The 22524-nt window shown below is 68.1% G+C and carries 19 protein-coding genes, 1 tRNA gene and 1 riboswitch; of the genes, 14 read left to right on the top strand and 6 right to left on the bottom strand.

Annotation, left to right across the window (positions count from 1 at the left end; translation table 11 throughout):
- The first annotated feature begins 78 nt into the window (after nucleotides 1-78).
- The 4 genes from AB0M14_RS04195 to AB0M14_RS04180 are packed head-to-tail and all read left to right on the top strand — an operon-like array spanning nucleotide 79 to nucleotide 1248.
- Nucleotides 79-291 (top strand): DUF4244 domain-containing protein, encoded by a 213-nt coding sequence (locus AB0M14_RS04195; RefSeq protein ID WP_364991292.1) that lies wholly within the window; start codon nucleotides 79-81, stop codon nucleotides 289-291.
- A gap of 59 nt (nucleotides 292-350) precedes the next feature.
- A complete protein-coding gene (locus tag AB0M14_RS04190; RefSeq protein WP_364991290.1) occupies nucleotides 351-644 on the top strand; it encodes a TadE family type IV pilus minor pilin in 294 nt (97 codons plus the stop codon).
- On the top strand, nucleotides 641-1081 hold the full coding sequence (locus AB0M14_RS04185; RefSeq protein ID WP_364988592.1) for an Rv3654c family TadE-like protein: 441 nt from the start codon (nucleotides 641-643) through the stop codon (nucleotides 1079-1081). The genes AB0M14_RS04190 and AB0M14_RS04185 overlap by 4 nt, the downstream gene beginning before the upstream one ends.
- Entirely contained in the window at nucleotides 1078-1248 is a 171-nt protein-coding gene (locus tag AB0M14_RS04180) for a hypothetical protein (protein ID WP_364988590.1), read from the top strand. The genes AB0M14_RS04185 and AB0M14_RS04180 overlap by 4 nt, the downstream gene beginning before the upstream one ends.
- Nucleotides 1249-1399: 151 nt before the next feature.
- Here AB0M14_RS04180 and AB0M14_RS04175 read toward each other — a convergent pair whose 3' ends face one another.
- Complete coding sequence (locus AB0M14_RS04175) at nucleotides 1400-3697, bottom strand: DEAD/DEAH box helicase (protein ID WP_364988588.1); 2298 nt, start codon at nucleotides 3695-3697, stop codon at nucleotides 1400-1402.
- A gap of 499 nt (nucleotides 3698-4196) precedes the next feature.
- On the opposite strand from AB0M14_RS04175, the gene AB0M14_RS04170 reads away from it, so the two are divergent.
- From AB0M14_RS04170 to AB0M14_RS04145, 6 genes are all read left to right on the top strand, one after another.
- The gene (locus AB0M14_RS04170) at nucleotides 4197-4403 is read left to right on the top strand and encodes a cold-shock protein (protein WP_011206895.1); all 207 of its coding nucleotides are present in this window, start codon (nucleotides 4197-4199) and stop codon (nucleotides 4401-4403) included.
- Between the two features lie 384 nt (nucleotides 4404-4787).
- On the top strand, nucleotides 4788-7622 hold the full coding sequence (topA, locus tag AB0M14_RS04165) for a type I DNA topoisomerase (RefSeq protein ID WP_364991288.1): 2835 nt from the start codon (nucleotides 4788-4790) through the stop codon (nucleotides 7620-7622).
- Nucleotides 7623-7640: 18 nt separating this feature from the next.
- Nucleotides 7641-8147 (top strand): DUF664 domain-containing protein, encoded by a 507-nt coding sequence (locus AB0M14_RS04160; RefSeq protein ID WP_364988586.1) that lies wholly within the window; start codon nucleotides 7641-7643, stop codon nucleotides 8145-8147.
- 31 nt (nucleotides 8148-8178) lie between these two features.
- Nucleotides 8179-9384 carry a DNA polymerase III subunit delta' gene (locus AB0M14_RS04155; RefSeq protein WP_364988584.1) on the top strand — a complete coding sequence of 402 codons (1206 nt, stop codon included), beginning with the start codon at nucleotides 8179-8181 and terminating at the stop codon, nucleotides 9382-9384.
- A gap of 299 nt (nucleotides 9385-9683) precedes the next feature.
- A complete protein-coding gene (locus tag AB0M14_RS04150) occupies nucleotides 9684-10544 on the top strand; it encodes a hypothetical protein (RefSeq protein WP_364988582.1) in 861 nt (286 codons plus the stop codon).
- Between the two features lie 498 nt (nucleotides 10545-11042).
- Nucleotides 11043-11708 carry a hypothetical protein gene (locus AB0M14_RS04145; RefSeq protein ID WP_364988580.1) on the top strand — a complete coding sequence of 222 codons (666 nt, stop codon included), beginning with the start codon at nucleotides 11043-11045 and terminating at the stop codon, nucleotides 11706-11708.
- A gap of 57 nt (nucleotides 11709-11765) precedes the next feature.
- Here the strand turns inward: AB0M14_RS04145 and AB0M14_RS04140 are convergent.
- From AB0M14_RS04140 to AB0M14_RS04130, 3 genes are all read right to left on the bottom strand, one after another.
- Nucleotides 11766-11841, bottom strand: a tRNA-Thr gene (locus tag AB0M14_RS04140).
- A gap of 84 nt (nucleotides 11842-11925) precedes the next feature.
- Nucleotides 11926-13320 (bottom strand): lipase family protein, encoded by a 1395-nt coding sequence (locus AB0M14_RS04135; RefSeq protein WP_364991285.1) that lies wholly within the window; start codon nucleotides 13318-13320, stop codon nucleotides 11926-11928.
- Between the two features lie 93 nt (nucleotides 13321-13413).
- Complete coding sequence (locus AB0M14_RS04130) at nucleotides 13414-14055, bottom strand: TetR/AcrR family transcriptional regulator (RefSeq protein ID WP_364988579.1); 642 nt, start codon at nucleotides 14053-14055, stop codon at nucleotides 13414-13416.
- Nucleotides 14056-14242: 187 nt separating this feature from the next.
- On the opposite strand from AB0M14_RS04130, the gene AB0M14_RS04125 reads away from it, so the two are divergent.
- Nucleotides 14243-14623, top strand: coding sequence for a hypothetical protein (locus AB0M14_RS04125; protein WP_364988576.1), 381 nt, complete (start codon nucleotides 14243-14245; stop codon nucleotides 14621-14623).
- 57 nt (nucleotides 14624-14680) lie between these two features.
- Here AB0M14_RS04125 and AB0M14_RS04120 read toward each other — a convergent pair whose 3' ends face one another.
- On the bottom strand, nucleotides 14681-15991 hold the full coding sequence (locus AB0M14_RS04120) for an aminotransferase class V-fold PLP-dependent enzyme (protein ID WP_364988574.1): 1311 nt from the start codon (nucleotides 15989-15991) through the stop codon (nucleotides 14681-14683).
- 47 nt (nucleotides 15992-16038) lie between these two features.
- Nucleotides 16039-16153: riboswitch (SAM riboswitch) on the bottom strand.
- Nucleotides 16154-16279: 126 nt separating this feature from the next.
- On the opposite strand from AB0M14_RS04120, the gene AB0M14_RS04115 reads away from it, so the two are divergent.
- The 3 genes from AB0M14_RS04115 to AB0M14_RS04105 all read left to right on the top strand — a co-directional run bounded on the left by AB0M14_RS04115 (nucleotide 16280) and on the right by AB0M14_RS04105 (nucleotide 22313).
- Nucleotides 16280-16927: a LysE family translocator gene (locus AB0M14_RS04115; protein WP_364988572.1), complete on the top strand. Its 648-nt coding sequence runs from the start codon at nucleotides 16280-16282 to the stop codon at nucleotides 16925-16927.
- A gap of 140 nt (nucleotides 16928-17067) precedes the next feature.
- The gene (locus AB0M14_RS04110) at nucleotides 17068-20979 is read left to right on the top strand and encodes a Pls/PosA family non-ribosomal peptide synthetase (protein WP_364988569.1); all 3912 of its coding nucleotides are present in this window, start codon (nucleotides 17068-17070) and stop codon (nucleotides 20977-20979) included.
- Nucleotides 20979-22313: a M1 family metallopeptidase gene (locus AB0M14_RS04105; RefSeq protein WP_364988567.1), complete on the top strand. Its 1335-nt coding sequence runs from the start codon at nucleotides 20979-20981 to the stop codon at nucleotides 22311-22313. Before AB0M14_RS04110 ends, AB0M14_RS04105 begins: the two co-directional genes overlap by 1 nt.
- Here the strand turns inward: AB0M14_RS04105 and AB0M14_RS04100 are convergent.
- Nucleotides 22310-22498, bottom strand: a complete 189-nt coding sequence (locus AB0M14_RS04100; protein ID WP_364988565.1) for a hypothetical protein — start codon at nucleotides 22496-22498, stop codon at nucleotides 22310-22312. The genes AB0M14_RS04105 and AB0M14_RS04100 overlap by 4 nt on opposite strands.
- Nucleotides 22499-22524: the final 26 nt, after the last annotated feature.

Raw genomic sequence — 22524 nt, 5'->3', positions numbered from 1 at the left:
CGTGTTCGCGCGGATCGGCCGCGCGGGCGGGAGAGAGAGGGGAATCCGATGCGAATCGAGAATCAGGCCGGAGTGCGGATGTGGGCGCTGGCGCGACAGGGGTACCTGGAGGTGCGGGCACGGCTGCTGCGGGCGGCAGTGGGCGACGAAGGCATGTCGACCGTCGAGTACGCGATCGGCACGATCGCCGCGGCGGCCTTCGGAGCCGTGCTCTACGGCGTGGTCACCGGGGATTCGATTGTGAACGCGCTGACGAAGATCATCGACAAGGCGTTGAACACCACCGTGTAAAACGCTGGGGAACAGCAGGTTTCGCGGGCGACCGGGGCGCGGTCACGGTCGAGGCGGCGATCGCGCTGACCGCGATCGTGGTCGTGGTGGTGCTGTGCTTCGGCGGCCTGCTGGCGGCGTCGACGCAGGTGCGTTGCGTGGACGCCGCACGCGAAGCGGCCCGGTTGGCCGCCCGCGGGGATGCGGAGAACGCGGTGACGGTAGCCCGGCGGGTAGCGCCGCCGGGCGCCGACATCGCGTTGCGCACCGAAGGCGATCGGGTGGTGGCGGTCGTTTCCGCTCGGTCCCCGTTGCTCCCACTGGTGTTGCGCGCGGATGCCGTTGCCGCACAAGAACCGGGAGCGTCTCGGTGAGAGCGGGCGACGAAACCGCCCGCAAACCAGCGATTCCCGGGAGGCTCCGGACGACCGGTCCGGCCGCGGGCCTTCGCCGCCTCACTACCGGTGACAGCGGCGGTGCGACCGTGCTGGCCTGCTTCGCCTTGGCCGGGCTGATCACGACAACCCTCCTGATCAGTCAGATCGGAGCGGGGGTCGTGGCGCGGCACCGCGTGCAGTCCGCGGCCGACCTGGCGGCCTTGGCGGGAGCCGGAGCCTTGGAGTCCGGCCCGGAAGCCGGATGCGCCGCCGCCGGAGAGATCGCACGGCATATGCGTGCTCGACTACGCACCTGTGCGGTGTCGCAATGGGATGTAACTGTGACGGCTGAACAAAATGTACCAATGGGTCTGTTTGGCGTTCGCACAGTTAGCGCAGTTGCTCGCGCCGGACCTGTCGAGGATGAACTATGACGGACGGTACGCACTTACCACTTGGCGGCCCGGGCGCGCGCAATTCCGGTAATTCCGATGACCAACAAATGCGACTTCAGTTCTATTTATCGATCGCCTCCCAGAACCATTCGAATAAAACCGCACGTCGCGCAGGAATGGATGCGGCAATAGCGCAGTTAACATGAATACGATCCTCTTTAATCCGACGGGAACCGACCGCGCCCTCGGCGTGTCGCGCGACCTGGGCGGACTCGGGCCGGCCTGGTGATCGGCCAGCGAGGTGGCGACCCGGTCACGCCCGGGCCGCGACCCCGTCACGAACCGGAATCCGCGCCTTCACCGGGGCGTCTTCTCCCGGTCCAGCTCGCCCAGAACGGCCCCGAGCAGCGATGCCGCAGCATCTTTGTGCAGCGGATGATTGCCGTTCCCGCACTTGGGTGACTGCACGCAGGATGGGCACCCGGCCGTGCACCCACAGGACCCGATCGCCGCCAGCGTGGCCCCCAGCCAGTGCCGCAATTGCGCGAACCCGCGCTCGGCGAAACCGGCACCGCCGGGCTGCCCGTCGTAGACGAAGATCGTCGGCAAGCCGGTGTCCGGGTGCTCGGCGATCGAGACCCCGCCGATGTCCCAGCGGTCGCAGGTCGCTACCAGCGGAAGTAGTCCGATCGCGGCATGCTCGGCCGCGTGCAGGGCCCCGGGGACGTCGGCCGGCTCGATGCCAGCCCGCTCCAAGAGCTCGGGCGTGACGGTATAGAGGACGGCGCGGGTCGGCAGCGTCTGCGCCGGAAGATCCAATTCGACGACGTCGAGCACCTCGCCCGTCCGCAGCGTCCGCAGATAGCCGATCACCTGACTGGTCACCGTCACCTGCGCTAAAGCGCTGGTCACAGCGCCATGATCCCGCTGCTCGGCGAGGTGGTCGATCTCGATCGAGGTCCGTTGCCGAGCGCTGGTGCTGAACCCGGGATCGATGGCCGTCACGAACGCCACCCCGCCGTCGAGGTCCAGTTCGTCGACCAGATAGGTCTCGCCCTGATGCAGATGCACCGCGCCTTGATGCAGGGTCGCGGGCGCCCGCCCGGCATCGGCGGTCCCGAGCAGCCGCCCGGTCTCACCGTCCACGATCGCCACCGGCGCACCGATCCCGCCGCGCACGTCCACGGCATCGTGTGGCCCGGCCTGCGCGTCGGTCACATACCAGCGCCCGCCGCCGTTTCCGCGCCGCCGAACCAGCCCCTGAGCTGCGAGATCATCCATCAATCCGCGAGCGTCGAGCGCGTCCACCTCGGCGTCGGTGAGCGGCAGCTCCAGCGCTGCGCAGAGCAATTGCGGCCCCAGGACATAGGGATTGTGCGGATCGGTGATGGTCGCCTCGATCGGCTTGTCCAACAGCGCTTCCGGATGCCGCACCAGGTAGGTATCGAGCGGATCGTCCCTGGCCACGAGCAGGACCAGCGACCCCTGCGTGCGCCGTCCCGCCCGCCCGGCCTGCTGCCAGAAAGAGGCCACGGTCCCGGGGAAACCCGACATCACCACGGCGTCCAACCCGGCGATGTCCACGCCGAGTTCGAGCGCGTTGGTGGTCGCCACACCGAGCAGCGTCCCCTCCGACAGCGCCGCTTCAAGCGCCCGCCGATCCTCGCCGAGATATCCCGCGCGATAGGCCGCGATCCGTTCGGCGAGCTCGGGATCCACCTCGCGCAGCCGCGACCGGGTGTCCATCGCGATCAATTCCGCGGCCCGCCGCGAGCGCACGAAGGTCAGCGTCCGCGCCCCTTCGGCCACCAGGTCCGCCATGATCCCGGCGGCCTCGGCGGTCGCCGAACGGCGAATCGGAGCACCGTTTTCGCCGGTCAGCGCGGTGAGTGGCGGTTCGATCAGGGCGACGGTGCGCGCGCCCCGCGGCGATCCGTCCTCGGTCACCGCCACGCAGGGCGCTCCGACCAGCCGGGTCGCGGCGGCGGCGGGCTCGGCGGTGGTCGCCGAGCACAGCACGAACACCGGGTCCGCGCCGTAGTACTGGGCGATGCGCCGCAACCGGCGCAGCACCAGCGCCACATGCGATCCGAAGACCCCGCGGTAGGCGTGGCATTCGTCGATCACGACGTAGCGCAGCCGGCGCAGCACCCGGGCCCAGCGCTGGTGCGACCGGAGAATGCCCAGGTGCAGCATGTCGGGGTTGGTGAAGATCCAGCGTGCGTTGGCCCGCACCCACTGCCGGATCTCGGCGGGCGTATCGCCGTCGTAGGTGGCTGGGTGGATTTCCCGCAACGGTCCCTCGTGCGTCAATTCGCCGATCGCGCGCAGCTGATCGGCGCCCAGCGCCTTGGTCGGCGCCAGATAAAGGGCGGTGGCGCGGGGATCCGCCCGTAGCGCGGTCAGCACGGGCAGCTGATATCCCAAGGACTTCCCGGACGCGGTGCCGGTGCTGAGGACTACGTGCTGCCCGCTCGCGGCGAGCTCGGCGGTCCGGGTCTGGTGACTCCAGGGCAGATCGATACCGGTCGCGCGCAGCGCATCGATCGCTTCCGGCGCCGCCCAGGACGGCCACTCGGTGGTGCTCGCGGGCCGCGCCGGTAGCTCTACGACATGGGTGAGTCGGGGGTCACGAGGCAGGACACGATTCAGCAACGATCGGCCGTAGCTGAGCTCCGCGGGGCTGTGCGACAGGGTTGCCCGGTCCGGTGGATTCACGACGCGGGACGTCCGACACGCCGAGAAAGTGTGAAACGTGTGCGGTTGGCAAGGCCTACCTGCCATTTCGATACCAAATAGCGACCCGGGTCACAGGGGGTTTGCCAGATGCTCACTAGGTTATCTAGAGGCAAACGAACCTTGAGTCTGGATTCACCCATTGTGTCCCTCACCTGCGCATTCGCAAGATCAACTTTTTTGCAAATTGTCGGTAACTCGACTGTTGAATTGCTCGAAGACATGGTTCACTGGTTCCTGGTCGCAAGCTTCTGTGTTCGAGGGACGGATCCAAAGTCCAAACCGTCAGCAGGATCGATGTTGCGAACGGTGTGCTTGGTGCTTTCCTGCAGGGGGAACCAACAGTACAACGCTCTCAACGGGCCCGGTGGACGAACCCAGTTGTCCGCCGTTCCGGTAAGAAAAGAGAAGGAACAGAATGGCACAGGGAACTGTGAAGTGGTTCAACGCGGAGAAGGGGTTCGGCTTCATCGCGCCCGAGGACGGCTCCGCTGACGTCTTCGTCCACTACTCCGAGATCCAGGGTTCGGGCTTCCGCACCCTCGAGGAGAACCAGAAGGTCGAGTTCGAGGTCGGTCAGGGCACCAAGGGCCCGCAGGCCACCGGAGTTCGCGCGCTCAGCTGAGCGACGCATAATCCACGGCGCGTCCCCCACCTCCGGTAACGGAGGTGGGGGACGCGCTATATCCGGGGTAGGGCACAACCGAGTGGCATACGGCACCTTCCGCTCCACACACTGCATACTGGGTTCCGGTTACCACGTACGCTCGGTGGTTCGGGGTCGCAAGCAATCACCCGCAGCCAACGTCAAGGTATAAACGTGTCTGGTAGCGGCGGCAGATGTTGCCATCGCTAGCGACTGCTTGCAGGTCGCTCGAAAGGGTCGACTTGCCCCAAACCGCGGTAGATGACGCACCAGCGTCGCGCGGGTCGAGAAGGAAAGGTGTATTCGCCGGTGGCAGCACGAGACCTCGGTACAGCCGACCAGGGCCGTCCCCTGCGTCGTCTCGTGATCGTCGAGTCCCCGACCAAGGCCCGCAAGATCGCGCCGTACCTGGGTCGTAACTACACGGTCGAAGCCTCTGTCGGTCATATTCGGGACCTGCCGCGCGGTGCGGCGGACGTTCCCGCCAAGTACAAGGGCGAGTCCTGGGCCCGCCTGGGCGTCGACGTAGATCACGATTTCGAACCGATCTATGTGGTCAGCCCGGAGAAGAAGGCCAAGGTCTCCGAGCTGAAGCAGTTGCTCAAGGATGCCGACGAGCTCTACCTCGCCACCGACCCCGACCGCGAGGGCGAGGCGATCGCCTGGCACCTGCTGGAGACGCTCAAGCCCAAGGTGCCGGTGCGCCGCATGGTGTTCCACGAGATCACCGAGCCGGCCATTCAGGCCGCCGCCGCCGACACCCGCGAACTCGACAACGACCTGGTCGACGCGCAGGAGACCCGCCGCATCCTGGACCGCCTCTACGGCTACGAGGTCAGTCCGGTGCTGTGGAAGAAGGTCATGCCGAAGCTGTCGGCGGGCCGCGTGCAGTCCGTCGCGACCCGGGTGATCGTGCAGCGCGAACGCGAGCGCATGGCGTTCCGCTCGGCCGAATACTGGGATATCGCCGCGAAACTCGACGCGGGCGCGGACTCCGGCAGTGATTCGTCGAACCCGCGCACCTTCGGGGCGCGGCTGGTTCAGGTCGACGGCTCCCGGGTCGCCAGTGGCCGGGATTTCGGTTCCGACGGCCAGCTCAAGGGCAACGGCGTCGTCGTGCTGGACGAGACCTACGCTCGCCGGCTCGCGGAGGCGCTCGACGGCGCCGACCTGGTGGTTTCCTCGGCGGAATCGAAGCCGTACTCGCGCAAGCCGTATCCGCCGTTCATGACCTCGACGTTGCAGCAGGAGGCGGGCCGCAAGCTGCGGTTCAGCTCCGAGCGCACGATGCGGGTCGCGCAGCGGCTCTACGAAAACGGCTACATCACCTATATGCGTACCGACTCGACCACGTTGTCGCAGTCGGCGATCGACGCGGCGCGTTCGCAGGCCACACAGCTATACGGGCCGGATTACGTCTCGCCGTCGCCGCGTCAGTACACCCGCAAGGTGAAGAACGCGCAGGAAGCGCACGAGGCGATCCGTCCCTCCGGCGACACCTTCCAGACGCCGGGCCAGTTGCACTCCCGGCTCGACACAGACGAATTCAAGCTCTACGAGCTGATCTGGCAGCGCACCGTCGCTTCGCAGATGGCCGACGCCAGGGGCACCACGCTGACGCTGCGCATCTCCGGCGTCGCGGGCACCGGCGAGGAGTGTGTGTTCTCCGCCTCCGGTCGCACCATCACCTTCGCGGGCTTCCTGAAGGCCTATGTGGAAAGCGTGGACGAGGAGGCCGGCGGCCAGTCCGACGACGCCGAATCCCGTTTGCCCGCATTGGAACAGGGCCAGGGCGTCACCGCGGTCGAGCTGAATCCCGATGGGCACAGCACCAATCCGCCCGCGCGTTTCACCGAAGCTTCGCTGATCAAGACGCTGGAAGAACTCGGCATCGGGCGTCCGTCCACCTACGCCTCGATCATCAAGACGATCCTGGACCGCGGTTACGTGTACAAGCGCGGTAGCGCGCTGGTGCCATCGTGGGTGGCGTTCGCGGTGATCGGGCTGCTGGAGGCTTATTTCGGGCGGCTGGTCGACTTCGACTTCACCGCCGCCATGGAAGACGACCTCGACGCCATCGCCGGTGGGCGCGAGCAGCGCGGAAACTGGTTGTCCTCCTTCTATTTCGGTGGCGATCACGGTGTCGACGGGTCGGTGGCGCGCTCGGGCGGGCTGAAGAAGATGGTCGGCGAGCAACTCGACGACATCGACGCGCGTGAGGTCAACTCGATCAAGCTGTTCGTCGACGAAGAGGGCCGCGATGTGGTGGTCCGGGTCGGCCGGTTCGGTCCGTACCTGGAGCGGATGGTCACCAATCCCGATGACCCCGAAGGGGATTCGATCTCGCAGCGGGCGAACCTGCCCGACGATCTGCCGCCGGACGAGCTGACCGCCGAGGTCGCCGAGAAGCTGTTCTCGACGCCGCAAGAGGGTCGCAAGCTCGGCGCCGATCCGGTGACCGGCAACGAAATCGTCGCCAAGGAAGGACGTTTCGGTCCGTATGTGACCGAGATCCTGCCTGAGCCCGCCGCCGAGGCGGCTCCTGCTGCTCCGGCGAAGAAGACGGCCAAGAAAGCGGCCGCCCCGAAGCCGCGCACCGGGTCGCTGCTCAAGTCGATGGACTTGGCGACCATCACGCTCGACGACGCGTTGAAGCTGTTGTCGCTGCCGCGCGTGGTCGGCGTCGACCCCGAGTCCAAGGAAGAGATCACCGCGCAGAACGGCCGCTACGGCCCGTACCTGAAGAAGGGCACGGACTCGCGCTCGCTGGTCACCGAGGATCAGATCTTCACCGTGACGCTGGAGGAGGCGCTGAAGATCTACGCCGAACCCAAGCGGCGTGGCCGGCAGGCGGCCAGTGCGGCGCCGCTGCGCGAGCTCGGCAACGACTCCGCCACCGACAAGCCGATGGTGATCAAGGACGGTCGCTTCGGTCCCTACGTCACCGACGGTGAGACCAACGCCAGCCTGCGCAAGGGTGACGAGGTCGAATCCATCACCGACGAGCGGGCTTCGGAGTTGCTGGCGGATCGGCGGGCGCGCGGGCCGGTGAAGAAGGCGGCCAAGAAGGCGCCGGCGAAGAAGGCCGCGAAGAAGACCACCGCGACGGCGGCGAAGAAGACAGCCACGAAGACGGCGGCGAAGAAGACGACCACGAAGAAGGTCGCCGCGAAGAAGACCGCCGCCAAGAAGGCCTGAGTCAAAGGATCAACTCCCATGGCCATCGATCAGGAGCGCGAGGATCTGATCGCGATGCTCGCCGAGCAGCGCGAGCTGTTCAAGATCACGGTGCGCGGTCTCGACGAGGAGCAGGCGCGCAAGCGCACCACGGCCAGCGAGCTGACCCTGGGCGGTCTGCTGCATCACCTGAACAATTGTGAGCGGCACTGGACCAAGGTGATCATCGATCGCGACGAGCACGCGGCGCTGGACGTTTCCACGTTCGGCGGTGAGTACGTGATGGCGCCCGAGGAGACCGTCGAGGGATTGCTCGCGGCCTGGGCGGAGACGGCCGCGGCGACCGCCGAGCTGATCCGGACTGTCGACAGCTTGGACACCTCCATCCCGACGCCGACGAACCCTTGGGTGGAGGGACGCGTCTGGCAGTCGGTGCGGACCACGTTGCTGCACATCTTGCGGGAAATCTCGCAGCACTCCGGGCACGCCGACATCATTCGGGAAGAGCTCGACGGCCAGAACAGCACCTATAGCCGAGTGTCCTGAGGTGTCGGTGCGGCCCGCTAGGGTGTAGCCCGTGCCAGGTGTCTTCGATCGGTTGGTCGGCCAGGATGCGGTCGAGTCCGAGCTGACGGCTGCCGCCATCGCGGCGCGCGCCGGCGTCATCGAAGGTGCGATGACGCACTCCTGGCTGTTCACGGGTCCGCCAGGTTCGGGCAGATCCATTGCTGCCCTGTGTTTCGCGGCCGCGCTGCAATGTACCGACGAAGGTTCGCCCGGCTGCGGCCGCTGCCACGCCTGCACCACGACCATGGCCGGCACGCACGGCGACGTGCGCCGCGTGATCCCCGAGGGGCTGAGCATCAGCACCAAGGAGATGCGCGAGATCGTGCAGGTCGCGTCGCGCCGGCCCAGCACGGGGCGCTGGCAGGTGGTCGTCATCGAGGATGCCGATCGCTTGACCGAAGCCGCGGGCAACGTGCTGCTGAAGGTGGTCGAGGAGCCGCCGGACCGCACCGTCTTCCTGCTGTGCGCGCCCTCGGTGGACCCGGAGGACATCTCGATCACGCTGCGCTCGCGGTGTCGGCACGTGCATTTGGTGACGCCGTCGGTCGCGGCGATCGCGCAGGTGCTGCGGGACCGAGACCAGCTCGATGAGAAGACCGCCGACTGGGCGGCGTCCATCAGCGGCGGCCATGTCGGTCGTGCCCGCCGCCTGGCCACCGATGCGGAAGCTCGCGCCCGCAGGCAACGGGCGCTGGGTCTGGTCGCGGCGGTGAGCCGTCCGGGCGCGGCTTATGCCGCTGCCGACGAGCTGGTGAAATCCGCCGACGACGAAGCCAAGCAGATGAGCGCGGCGCGCGACGAGCGCGAGCGCGAAGAGCTCGCCACCGCCTTGGGCGCCGGCGGCACCGGAAAAGGCGCGGCGAGCGCGACGCGCGGTTCGGCCGGTGTCCTCAAAGATCTGGAGCGGCGGCAGAAGTCGCGTGCCACCCGGACCGGTCGCGACGCCCTCGACCGCGCTTTGATCGACGTCGCGGGCGTCTACCGAGACGCCCTCGCCGTCCGCTTCGGTGCGGCGCGCAACGGCTCCGGGGTCGCCCTTACCCATCCCGATCTGTCCGACCAGATTCATGATTTGGCCGATCGCGTCCGGCCCGAAGGCTTGCTCCGTTCGATCGAAGCCGTCCTCGCTTGTCGCGAAGCTCTCGACACGAATGTCAAACCTCGATTCGCGCTGGCGGCGATGACCGCGACTCTCATTGCGGCCCAGACTGCTTGAGGCACAGGGGGATTGCGGTGAGCGGCACCCCGGTGTGACTGCTCCCGATGTGCGAGTCGCGCGGTGAAGCCTCACTGCGCTTCTTGCGATCATTTCGTCCGGCATTCTGAGTCGAGTCGGCCGAGGTTTTCGATGGTTGCTTTGTGCTGTTTTCAAAGGTCAGAGCGGTGATTCGGCGTCGGCTACTCGGGCCGCTCCCATCGTGCGTCAAGGGGTATTGCTGCTCGCTGAACTGATCGATACGGTGCCTCACGCGCACTGCGATCCGCGGTGTCGAGCGAAAAATGGGGAGTACCAACTTGATCCGCACACGCGTCTCGAGATTCATCGGCGCTGTGGCCGCTCTCGCGGCCATCGGCCTGGGGGCAGCGGCACTGCCGTCCGCGACACCGTCCGCGACCGCCGACATCATCAGCTTCAACAAGGGCCTCAGGGTCTCCGGTGATGTGCACTACGCAGGCAGCACCTATACGCTCACCGCCTCGGTGATGGAGGCCGGCTACATCGGCACTTTCTATTACCAGCTCAACGGCGGGTCCCGGCAGCTGATCGGCGAGGCCGTCGGCTCCGGTCCCTATCTCGAGGCCAAGGCCAGCATTTCCTGGACCCCGGCCACCGAGGGGACCTACACCATCGCCGCCACGATGCGCGGCAACGGCTACTACTCGGACATCGATCGGGTGGACGTCAAGGTCCTCGCCACCCAGCCGACGACCACGGTCGCTCCGACCACCACCGTGCCACCGACCACAACCGTCGCCCCGACGACGACTGCTGCTCCGACGACTGAACCACCGACAACAACGGCTCCGCCGACCACGACCGAGCCGACTACGACGGTTCCGCCGACCACGACCGAGCCGCCGACGACAACAATTGTTCCGACTACGACTGAGCCGCCGACCACGACAGTTCCACCCACAACGATCGTGCCGCCGACCACGACGGTTGTCCCGACGACCACCGTGCCGCCGACCACCACGACCAGCCCGCCGTGCAATTGGTGGGACTGCCCGCCCAGTACCCCGACCGCACAGCCGACTTCGACGTGCGATCCGTGGTTGTGCCCAGCGCCGACAACCCCTCGCCCGACTGCGACCCAGCCGACCAGTCCGCCTGTGACCACCACCAAACCGCCGTGCCCGCCCTGGGGATGCTGAATAAGCTGGCCCCTGCCGCAAAGCGGCTGCTACGAAATGGGACGCGATATCAGACAACCCCGGGCTGGCTCTGATCGCGAAGTCGGGCACCTATGCAGTCAGCCGAAAGCGGTTGCGGCCCAGCGATACCAGGGCTGAGAGGCCAGCACCTGGACGGGCGGCCCGCTTGCCAGGCACTCGACCGGCCAGGGGTGCTGACCGGGTTTCGCGAGCACCGAATGCGGTCGGAGTCTGCGCATCGGAGCACACGGATGGTTGCTCCGATTGCTCGAGTCGGTCAGTGAAACCTCGCTGCGCTGGATGCGATCGCGGCGTGCGCTGCGCGAGCTGATCTTCCCGAGTTTTGCGCCCGTTGATGGGCCTGTTTATCCAGCTCAGGGCTGTGATAGGAGTGATCGATGACGACGTTCAGAGCGGTGCGTCAAGTGGTATTGCACCCGTCCGATCCGCTCGATACCGTGCCTCACGCGCACTGCGGTCCGCAGTCGCGTGTGAGATGTGGGGAGTATCAAATTGATCCGCAAACGCGTTGCCAGATTCGTTGTCGCCTTGGCCGGGCTAGCGGCCATCGGCCTGGGGGCAGCGGCGCTGCCGAATTCCGTACCGACCGCATCCGCCGACATCATCAGCTTCAACAAGGCTCTGCGGGTCGAAGGCGATGTGCATTACGCCGGCAGCACCTACAAGATGACCGTTCTCGTGGTGAAGTCGAGCATGAGCGGCCTGTTCTTCGCCTCGCTGAACGGCGAGTCCCGGAAGCTGATCGGCACCGGGTACGGCTCGGGCCCCTACCCGGAGGCCACCGCCAGCATCAACTGGACCCCGCCCACCGCGGGCAACTACCGGATCTCGACCATCGTGCGCGGCGACGGCTACCAATCCGAGGTAGCCGAGGTGGACGTCAAGGTCCTGCCGGCCCTGCCTGCGACGACTACGACGCCGCCGACCACCACGACGCCGCCGACCACCACCGTGCCGCCGACCACCACGACCACGCCGCCGTGCAACCCGTGGGATTGCCCGCCGAGCACCCCGACCACGAAGCCGACCGCGACCTGCGACCCGTGGTCCTGCCCGGCCCCGACCACTCCGCGCCCGCCGACCGAGCCCACCATCCCGCCGACCACCACTACGAAGCCGACGTGCCAGCCGTGGGGTTGCTGAGGTAGCCCGGAAACAAAAAAGAGGCTCACGCTCTGAACGAGCGTGAGCCTCTTCGCGTGGAGCCGCCTGGGGGAATCGAACCCCCGACCTTTTCATTACGAGTGAAGCGCTCTACCGACTGAGCTAAGGCGGCGTGCCTGACGGCGACGCGAGTCTATCGCCTTGCTGTCCAGATCGCGAAAACGGCTGGTCAGGCGACCTGGACAGCAAGATGGGGTCAGGAGCCGATGGGCTTTCCGAACAGGGACATCACGGTTTCGCCGAGGACGGAGCCGGCGTAGGGGAGGACGCCGGGGGCGGCGGCCATGGAGGCGACGTCGGTGGTGCTGCAACCCGGTTGGGCGGGAACGCCGTTGAGCCGGTCGCGGAGCCAGAGCAGGGCGGCGGGGCCGCCGCTGACTTCGGCGACGATGTGTTCGCTGGCCCAGTCGCGGGTGTATTGGACGTTGGCTCGCGGGTCGGCGCAGTAGGTGTCGACCATCTGGTTGGCCGAGCCCAGCGGGAGGATCTCGTCCCAGCGCGAGTGCCAGATGAACATCGGCATGTCCGGGACCGTCTTACCGAGCCGGGTCTCCTCCATGACGCGCTGTACGGCCGGATTACGCATCGGGTCGCCCGCGGCGGACCACAGCAGCCCCTTCAGGTCGATGAAGGGCAGCAGCATGGACTGGTATTGCACGCACAGCGGGTTCTTGGCGATCATCAGGGCCCGGCCGAGCGGGTCGATATTGCGATCGATGTATTCGGCGAAGTACGGGTATTCGCGGGTCAATCCGATGACCGCGGCCAAGACGAGCCCGGCGGTGGCCTGGTTGTTGGCCATGTTGAGGGCGGCGCCCAGGTCGGGGCCGTTGCCGCCGGTGGCCGAGGCGACGACGTTGAGTTCGGGGGCGTAACTCTGCTTCAGTTCGGCGGCGTGCTGGGTGGCGAGGGCGCCGCCGGAGTAGCCGTACATGCCGACGGGAGCTTGCGCGCCGACGCCCAGCGGTTCGAACGCGGTGGCGGCGCGGATGCCGTCGAGGGTGATGCGCCCGGCGAGCGGGCCGGCCGCGTAGGCCGAGTTCGGACCCTGGTGGTCGGGGATGACGACGGCCCAGCCCTGTTGCAGAGCGGCCTGGGCGAAGATGAATTCGGCGGGCGCCACGATCTGACCGGCGAAGGCGGCGACCGACAGGTGCTGCAGCGCGTACGACGGCGCGCAGTAGCCGGCGAGGGAGTCCTCGGCGATCTGCACCGACAGCAGTTTGCGCGGTTCCGGGGCGACGCCGCGCGGCTTCAATACGGTGGCGACGGCCGGGATCGGTTGTCCGGCTGTGTTGTTGGAGCGGTAGGAAACCTGCCACGCGTCCACGTTGAGCGGGATGATCCCGAAGTTCGCGACGTTGACTTGGCGGGCCGCGATCAGGCCGCCGGGCTGAGTGTTCGCGATGACGTCCGCGGCCGGCCGATAGAACGCGGGGTCGAATTCCGGCGGCAATGGGACCAGCGGCGCGGCCGGGATGGCGGGTGCGGCCGGCTCCGGTTCCGCGACGGCCGTCGTCGTCCCGGCCAGGATCGCACTCATTCCCACGAGCACGGCTGCGGTGCGGCGCAGCGCGCGTGATTTCCAGATGGTCATCCTCGACCCACATCCTTGGTCCCGCATTGAGACACCTGCGTCTCAATGATGGGGGTCACTATGACACGAACGTGATGGGGATCGCAATCAGGCTTCGGTCGAGGCCGGGATCAGCAGTGCGAACAGCACCGTCGACAACATGTCGACCAGCGCCTGGACCGGCGGCCGCTGCTCGTCCATGCTCCAGTGATGAGCCGCGCCGTTGAGCGCGCCGATGAAGCCGGCCATGGCGGTGGGCCACCCGCAGGCCGGGGCTCGCACCTCGGGCACGTTCGAGGCGATGGCCTCGATGGTCCGCGCCCATTCGTCGCGCACGCCCAGCCGATGCTGCTCGACTCGATCGCTGACGCCGACGACTTCGACATAGGCGACTTTGGCGCGGCGGATATCGGTGACCATCGCGTCCAGGTAGGCGGTCAGGCCGACGGAGACCAGCTCGCGCGCCGAGCCGCCGGAAGTCGCGGCGACGGCCGCGGCGACGGCTTCGCGGGCGGCCTGGTGTGCGGCGTCGTAGGCGGCCATCAGGAGGTCTTCGCGGCTGTCGTACACCTCGTAGAACTGCCGGCGGGACAAACCCGCGACCGAGCAAATCTCTGTCACAGAGCTTTTCGCGTACGACTTGTCGGCGAACACGGTCAGCGCCGCCTCCATGAACAACGCCCGGCGTTCCGCGCGTCGCTCGAGAACCGATTGCCCGGAGTAGCTGTGCCTGGTCTGTGACGTACCCATCGACGCTCAGCGTAGTGCGGTGAGCGGATCGGGCAGACGCCGCCGCGGGGACCCGTCGCACTGGGTGGGGATAGGTGGGCGGGCGGTTTGGTCGGAGATATGGGTGAGCTCGGTTCTTAGGATCGGGCTCGATCTGTTGGAAACCGCCCACACATTTAGGAGAGTCATCGTGCGAAGAATCTCGCTAGTGATCGTGACCGCGGCTACTGTCGGCGCCGCGTTGCAGGGAGCCGCTGTCGCAGCGGCTGATACGGATATGACCGCGATCACGGCGCCGCGGACGACAGTTGGTGCTCCGGCGGAGGAGGCCGAGAAGAAGGCCGAGGAGGCCGTCGAGCCCGACACGCAGGCCGATGAGTCCGAGGAGTCCGAGGCGGGCAAGGCCGAGGAGTCCGAGGGGCAGGCCGGGGAATCCGAGACGCCCGGGGGCGAGAAGTCCGAGGGACAGACCGACGAACAGACCTCGAGCGAGTCCAAGGGTGGACTCTCGACTCGACTGGGCGACCTGGTCGGGACCGTCGAGAAGATCGAAAAGAAGCTTGGTCAGCTCGAATTCAAGCTGAACTGACAGCACCGCTGACAGGCTTCCGCCCGGGATGGTTTCGTATCCCGGGCGGAAGTCGGTCTAGAGGCAGGCGGCCGCGCCGGCCGCGCCGTCGGTGAAGTTCCGGGTTTCGGGGGTGGGGTTCCACAGGCCGGCCGTCTGGGCGTACTGCCAGCCTGGGCCGTTCGCCACTAGTGCGGCGACGGCGTCGACGAGCCGGTCGACGTCGGCGGAGTGGGAGCCGAGGCCGATGCTGGCGCGCAGCGCGCCGTCCAGTCCGAGGCGGGCGAGGAACGGGTGGGCGCAGAAGCGGCCGTCACGGACGCCGATGCCGTGCTCGGCGGAGAGGTAGGCGGCGACCTCGCCGGGTGCGAAGCCGTCCACCGTGAAGGCGACGATGCCGACGATATCGGGGCTGTCGGCCCACAGGCGCAACTGGGTGACGCCGGGGATGGCGGACAGGCCCGCGCGCAGGCGTTCGGCGAGTTCGCGTTCGTGCGCGATCAGGGTTTCCGGGTCGATCTGACACAGGGCGTCACAGGCGGCGGCGAGCGCGGCGGCGCCGAGGACGTTCGGCGAACCGGCCTCGTGCCGCTGCGGGGCCGGGGCCCATTGCGCGCCGGTGGTGGTGACCTCGCGGACCGCGCCGCCGCCGGCCAGGTACGGCTCGGCTTGATCGAGCCAGTCGCGGCGGCCGACGAGGACGCCCGCGCCGAACGGGGCATAGAGCTTGTGGCCGGAAAAGGCGAGATAGTCGATGCCGGTGTCGCGCAGGCTGATTCGGCGATGCGGAGCGAGCTGGGCGGCGTCGACGAGGATGCGGGCGCCACACTGGTGGGCGATCTGCGCGAGGCGTTCCAGCGGCAGCACCTCGCCGGTGACATTGGAGGCGCCGGTGACGGCCAGCAGGGCGGCGGGTTTGGTGCACAGTTCCGCGACCAGCAGCCGGATGGTCTCCTCGATGGTGTCGCCGGCGCGGACGACGCGGCGGCCGTGCTCGGTCCAGGGCAGGAAGTTGGCGTGGTGCTCGATGTCGAGGACCACGGTGTCGCCGGGCACGCAGGCGGCCAGCAGGTTCAGTGAGTCGGTGGTGTTGCGGGTGAAGACGACGACCTGGTCGTCGGCGGCGTCGAGAAACCGGGTGACCGAGGCGCGGGCGCCCTCGTAGCACTCGGTGGAGATCCGGGAGGCGTAGCCGGCGCCGCGGTGCACGCTGGCGTAGAACGGCAGCAGCTGCTGCACGCGGTCGGTGACCTGGGCCAAAGCCGGCGCGCTGGCGGCGTAGTCGAAGTTGGCGTAGGTGGTGGTCCCGCCCTGCACGAGCGGCACCTGAAGATCGTCGCCGGACACCCGAGCGAGCGGAGCGCAGGTCTTGGTAGCCACAGCAGTCATCACGTAAATCCCATCGTTCCAGGGACCCGCAATCGAGAGATCGGTCGAGTCCGCGCTTGCCGCGCCCGAATGGGCGTACGGCCGGGTCGTCACCCGGAGCACCCCACCGCGGAGGAGGGTTGCCGACCAGCTAGCCGGGGCTTAGCGCTGGTACTCATGACCTGAACCGAGATTGGCAGACCGACCGGCACGCTGTCAACCACCGCGTTCGCTGACCTTCAGGCTGAATAAAAATGCATTTAGAGGAATAACCTTGCATTCTCGGCCGAGATGCGGTCCCATGGAGGGGTGACACTTTCGCTGCTGCTCAGCTTCATCGGACTCTGCGTCCTGCTCTCGATCACGCCCGGCCCGGACACGTTCCTGGTGCTGCGCTACTCGATCGCGGATGCGCGACCCGGGATCGCGGCGGCGGTCGGGTCGGCGCTGGGCGGCATGGTGTGGGCGCTGGTGGTCGCGGCGGGCGTCGCCGCACTGCTGGAACAGTCCGCGACGGCCTACCGGGTGCTGAAGGTGGTCGGCGGAATCTACTTGCTGTACTTGGGGATTCGGGCCCTCGTCGATCATCGGAAGGCGCGGAAGGAAGCCGCGGCGGCCGGTGCCGAACTGGCGGCGGCGCAGGCGCGCCCGGCCGCGCCCGCGTCGATTCGCTCGGCGTTCGCCGCGGGGGTGATCTCGTGCCTGTTCAACCCGAAGGTCGGGCTGTTCTACCTGGCGGTGCTTCCGCAGTTCCTCGCCGAGGTCACTTTCGCCAACACCCTCGCCCTGGGCGCCATCGAATCCTCCATCGCCGCAGTCGAAATGGTGCTGGTGGCGCTGCTCGCCTCGAAGGCGGTCGCGATGCTGCGCAAGCCTGTTGTCCGGGATCGGCTGGAGCAGATCTCGGCGGGGATACTGGCCGCGCTGGGGGTCGGTACCGCCGCATCGGCCGCTTAGCCCACGGCTTGCCGGGATTGCTTGGGCCTGCGGGTACATTGGACGGTTGGTCACCCGTGGTGTTTGCCCACTGGTAACCCTAGTCGTGCAAGATTTCCGCCGTCTGCGCTAGGTAGGTCTATGAGAGGTGGGCAGGACGCATGCTCCAGCCGGAGGTCGATGCCGTAGCGGGCGAAGACGAGCTGTCGAATCCGTTGCTGCGCGGCGCTCTTACCCCGCCTGCCAGGACACTTGTCGATATCTTGGCCGCCACCGCGGACACCTATCCCGAGGCGCCCGCGATCGATGACGGCGCGACCGTGCTCGGTTATGCCGAGCTGCTGGCCGAGGTCGACACCGTGGTGGGGCGGCTGGCCGCGGCGGGCGTGCGGGCGGGGGACCGGGTCGGGGTGCGGATGCCCTCCGGCACCAGTGCTCTCTACGTCACAATCCTCGCGGTGCTGCACGCGGGCGCGGCCTATGTCCCGGTCGACGCCGATGATCCGGATGAGCGGGCGCGACTGGTGTTCGGCGAGGCCCGGGTCAGCGCGATCGTCACCGCCGCCGGGATCGAAAGCACCGGCATCGAAACCGGCACTGCGGCAGGCGAATCCACCGAGCTGCCGACGCCGGCGGACGACGCGTGGATCATCTTCACCTCCGGGTCCACCGGGACGCCGAAAGGTGTCGCGGTCACCCATCGCAACGCCGCCGCGTTCGTCGACGCCGAAGCCCGGCTGTTCCTGCAAGCCGCGCCGATCGGCCCGGGCGACCGGGTGCTGGCCGGGCTGTCGGTGGCGTTCGATGCCTCGTGCGAGGAAATGTGGCTGGCCTGGCGGCACGGCGCGTGCCTGGTGCCGGCGCCGCGCGCGCTCGTGCGGACCGGCGCCGACCTGGGGCCGTGGCTGGTGCGGCGCGAGATCAGCATTGTCTCCACGGTGCCGACGCTGGCCGCGACCTGGCCCGCGGAGGCGCTGGATTCGGTTCGACTACTCATCTTCGGCGGCGAAGCGGTGCCGCCGGAACTAGCGGAAAAGCTCGCGGGCAACGGCGATCCGGACACGGTCCGCGAGGTGTGGAACACCTATGGCCCGACCGAAGCCAGCGTCGTCGCCTGCGCCGCGCTGCTCGACGGCACCTGGCCGGTCCGGATCGGCCTGCCACTGGACGGCTGGGACCTCACGGTCGTCGACGCGGCGGGAAATCCGGTGGGGGAGGGCGAATCCGGTGAACTCGTCATCGGCGGCGTCGGCCTGGCGCGGTACCTCGATCCGGCGAAGGACGCCGAGAAATACGCGCCGCTCGCCTCGGTCGGCTGGGAACGGGCCTACCGCAGCGGCGATCTGGTGCGGAACGACCGGGCGGGCCTGGTCTTCCTGGGCCGGGCCGACGATCAGATCAAATTGGGCGGCCGCCGGATCGAGCTCGGCGAGATCGACAACGCCTTGCAGCATCTGCCCGGGGTCACCGGCGCGGCGGCCGCGATCCGGACCACCAAGGCGGGCAACAAGATTCTGGTCGGCTACCTGACCGGACCGGACGACACCTTCGACGTGGCCGCCGCCCGCGCCCTGCTGGCCGAACAGCTGCCGGCCCCGCTGGTACCGCGCCTGGCCGTGGTCGCGGAATTGCCGACCCGCACCTCCGGCAAAGTCGACCGGAACGCGTTGCCCTGGCCGCTGCCCAAGAACAAGGACGCCGATGCCGACACCGGTCTGACCCCGACCGCGCTCTGGGTCGCGGGACTGTGGGATTCGATTCTCGGTGCGGAGGCCACCGGGCCCGGCACCGACTTCTTCGACCTCGGCGGCGGATCGCTGGCGGCCGCCCAGCTGGTTGCCGCACTGCGAGAGCGCTACCCGCACGTCGCGGTCGCCGATCTCTACGATCATCCACGCCTCGGCGCGCTGGCCGACTTCCTCGATGCCAGCGCCCCGGTCGAGGCTGTCGACGAGCGCATCGTGCGCCCGACGCCGCTGAGCGCGCAGCTGTTCCAAGTGCTCGCGACCATCCCGTTGACGACGCTGACGGGTTTGCAGTGGCTGACCTGGCTGGCGATCGTCGGCAATATCGCCGCTCGCTCGGGCGCGCTGCCGTGGCTGCCACACCTGTCCTGGTGGTGGGCGCTGGTCGCGTTCCTGCTCTTCATTTCCCCTCCGGGCCGGATGGCGCTGTGCGTCGTGGGCTCCCGCGTGCTGCTGCGCGGTGTCGAACCCGGCAGCTACGCGCGCGGCGGCTGGGTGCATCTGCGCCTGTGGACGGCGGTGCGGCTATCCGAGGCCAGCGGCGCGGAAAACCTATCGGGTGCACCGTGGATGGTGCCGTTCGCGCGATCGCTGGGCGCGAAGATCGGGCAGGGCGTGGATCTGCACACCTTGCCGCCGGTCACCGGCATGCTCGAGCTCGGGGACGGTTGCAGTATCGAACCCGAGGTCGACCTGTCCGGGTATTGGATCGACGGGGACCTGGTGCACATCGGCCCGATCACCATCGGGCCCGGCGCTGTCGTCGGCGCGCGCTCGATCCTGTTGCCCGGCACCAAGATCGGCAAGAACGCCGAGATCGCGCCCGGCTCCGCGGTCGCAGGGAAGGTCAAGGCCGAGCAGGAGTGGGGCGGCTCGCCCGCGGTGAAAGTCGGTAAGGCGCAACACCGCTGGCCCGACGCCACGCCGGCCCGGGCCACGCACTGGGTGCTGATCTTCGGCATCACCTCGATGGTGCTGGCGGCCGTGCCGATTCTCGGCCTCGGTACCGGCGGCGTCTTCATCGCCTGGTGGGTCCGCGACACTCCCACCCTCACCGCCGGACTCAGCCGTGCTTTCGCGGTCCTGCCGGTCGCCGTGCTGCTCAGTCTCGGGGTGTACGCCGCCATCACGATCCTCGCGGTCCGGCTCTTCAGCATCGGGCTGACGGAGGGCTATCACCCGGTGCGCAGCCGCGTCGGCTGGCAGGCCTGGTCTACCGAGCGGCTGCTGGATTCGGCGCGCACCTTCCTGTTTCCGCTCTACGCCAGCCTGCTCACCCCGATCTGGCTGCGGCTGCTCGGGGCCAAGATCGGCAAGCGGGTGGAGGCGTCCACGGTGCTGCTGCTGCCGAAGTTCACCACCGTCGCCGACGGCGCGTTCCTGGCCGACGACACCATGATCGCCAGCTACGAACTCGGCGGCGGCTGGCTGCGGATCGGCGAGGCGAAGGTCGGCAAGCGGGCGTTTCTCGGCAATTCCGGGATGACCGCGCCGGGTCGGCGGGTCCCGAAAAACGGCCTGGTGGCGGTGCTTTCGGCGGCCCCGTCCAAAGCCAAGGCCGGTTCGTCGTGGCTGGGCAGTCCGCCGGTCCGGCTGCGCCGGGCGTCGGAGAACGCCAGCACCGAGCGCACCTTCGATCCGCCCGCGCGGCTGCGGGTGGCCCGCGCCGTCGTCGAAACCTGCCGGCTGATCCCGGTCTTCGTGACCTTCGCGATCGGGCTCGGGGTCATCTTCACGCTGGCCTGGCTGGCGCAGACCTTCGGCCACCTGACCGCGGCCCTGCTCAGCGGCGTGGTGCTGCTGCTGGCCGGCGCGGTCGCCTGCGCCAGCGCGGTGGCCGCGAAATGGCTTCTGGTGGGCCGGATCCGGGCCGAGGAGCACCCGCTCTGGAGTTCGTTCGTGTGGCGCAACGAGGTCGCGGACACCTTTGTCGAGACGGTGGCCGCGCCTTGGTTCGCGCGCGCCGCCACCGGCACGCCCGTGCTGAATTTGTGGCTGCGCGGCCTCGGCGCGCGGATCGGCCGCGGGGTATGGTGCGAGTCCTACTGGCTACCGGAGGCGGACCTGGTGACTCTCGGCGACGGCGCTACCGTGGAGCGCGGCTGTGTGGTGCAAACCCACCTGTTCCACGACCGCATCATGGCCATGGACACCGTCACCCTCGATCCCGGCGCCACCCTCGGCCCGCACTGTGTCGCGCTGCCCGCCTCCCGGATCGGCGCCGGCGCGACCATCGGTCCCGCTTCGCTGGTCATGCGCGGTGATTCGGTGCCGCCGTCGACCCGGTGGTGGGGCAACCCGATCGCCCCCTGGCCGGGTGAGCGCTGATGGCGGCCAAGTTCTACGAGCCGCCGATCGACGAATACCTGCCGCAGAACGGCAACCGTGGCTACCGGGTCTCGCGCTACGAACTGGACCTGGTCTACAAGGTCGCCAGCAATCGCCTCACCGGCCGCGCCGACATCACCGCCGTCAGCACCGCGGCCCGGGACCGGTTCGCGCTGGACATGTCCCAATCCCTTTCGGTCACCAAGGTTTTCGTGAACGGCGCGAAGCCCGCGAAGTACACGCACCAGAACGGCAAACTGGTGCTCACGCCCGCGCAGAAGATCCCGGCGGGCGGCGCGCTGGTGCTGGTCGTGCAGTACGCGGGCGTGCCGAAACCGGTGCGCGGGCCGTGGGGTGAAGTCGGCTGGGAGGAACTGACCGAGGGCGCGCTGGTGGCCAGTCAGCCCAATGGCGCGGCCTCCTGGTTCCCCTGCGACGACCACCCCAGTGCCAAGGCCAGCTACCGCATTTCGATCACCACCGACAGCCCGTTCTACGCCCTGGCCAACGGCAAACTGCTGCGCAAACAGACCAAGGCCAGCCAGACCACCTGGGTGTACGAGCAGTCCGAACCGATGTCGACGTACCTGGCGACGATCCAGATCGGGCCATATCAGCGGTACCGGGTCGGGCCGGTGCAGAGCCCCGTGCCGATGCACGCGATCCTGCCGGCCCGGCTGCGCCTGCCCTTCGAGCACGACTTCGCGCGGCAACCCGAGATGATGGAGCTGTTCACCGAGCGGTTCGGTCCCTACCCGTTCGAGACCTACACCGTCGTGATCACCGATGACGAGCTGGAAATCCCCATTGAGGCACAGGGGATTTCGATCTTCGGCGCGAACCACTGCGACGGACGGCGCGGCGCCGAGCGGCTGGTGGCGCACGAGCTGGCGCACCAGTGGTTCGGCAACAGCCTCACCATCCGGCAGTGGCGCGACATCTGGTTGCACGAAGGCTTCGCCTGCTATGCCGAATGGATCTGGTCGGAGGCGGCCGGCGGGCCCACCGCCGATCAGCAGGCCCGCGCGGCCCGGCACAACCTGGCGCGGCAACCCCAGGACATCGTCCTGGGCGACCCCGGCCCGCTGCGCATGTTCGACGACCGCGTGTACAAACGGGGCGCGCTGACCCTGCACGCGCTGCGGCTGGAACTCGGTGATCTCGCGTTCTTCGATCTGTTGCGGGACTGGACCATTCGCTACCGGCATGCCTCGGTCGGCACCGAGGAATTCACCGATCTGGCCGGGCATTACAGCGCGGTGCCGCTGCGCGCGCTGTGGGACAGCTGGCTGCGCCGCGAGCCGTTGCCCGCGCTGCCGCCGCCTACTCGCTAGAAGACCAGGTAGCGCGCCGCGAGCTCTTCGATCAGCGGGTCGTCCTCGGCGACGCTGTCCAGGTTCTCCAGGTCGGTGGCCACGGAAATCTGGCGCGGATCGTCTTGTTCGGAATCCGGGGCGCCGTCCGCGCCGAGCTGGCGGACGAGTTTCGCGCGCACGCGTTGTTTCAGGGAATCGCTCATGGTCCTCGCGTGCCCTTTCGGTCGTC

Source organism: Nocardia sp. NPDC051832 (assembly GCF_040681285.1).
In the GTDB taxonomy this organism is placed as follows: domain Bacteria; phylum Actinomycetota; class Actinomycetes; order Mycobacteriales; family Mycobacteriaceae; genus Nocardia.
The sequence above is the reverse complement of the archived record's forward strand: the minus strand, read 5'-3'. Positions and strand labels throughout refer to the sequence as shown.

Coding starts and splice junctions, on each gene's coding strand:
- AB0M14_RS04195 (WP_364991292.1), top strand. CDS start 79: ATGTGGGCGCTGGCGCGACAGGGGTACCTGGAGGTGCGGGCACGGCTG.
- AB0M14_RS04180 (WP_364988590.1), top strand. CDS start 1,078: ATGACGGACGGTACGCACTTACCACTTGGCGGCCCGGGCGCGCGCAAT.
- AB0M14_RS04170 (WP_011206895.1), top strand. CDS start 4,197: ATGGCACAGGGAACTGTGAAGTGGTTCAACGCGGAGAAGGGGTTCGGC.
- AB0M14_RS04160 (WP_364988586.1), top strand. CDS start 7,641: ATGGCCATCGATCAGGAGCGCGAGGATCTGATCGCGATGCTCGCCGAG.
- AB0M14_RS04130 (WP_364988579.1), bottom strand. CDS start 14,055: ATGGGTACGTCACAGACCAGGCACAGCTACTCCGGGCAATCGGTTCTC.
- AB0M14_RS04120 (WP_364988574.1), bottom strand. CDS start 15,991: ATGACTGCTGTGGCTACCAAGACCTGCGCTCCGCTCGCTCGGGTGTCC.
- AB0M14_RS04110 (WP_364988569.1), top strand. CDS start 17,068: ATGCTCCAGCCGGAGGTCGATGCCGTAGCGGGCGAAGACGAGCTGTCG.
- AB0M14_RS04105 (WP_364988567.1), top strand. CDS start 20,979: ATGGCGGCCAAGTTCTACGAGCCGCCGATCGACGAATACCTGCCGCAG.
- AB0M14_RS04100 (WP_364988565.1), bottom strand. CDS start 22,498: ATGAGCGATTCCCTGAAACAACGCGTGCGCGCGAAACTCGTCCGCCAG.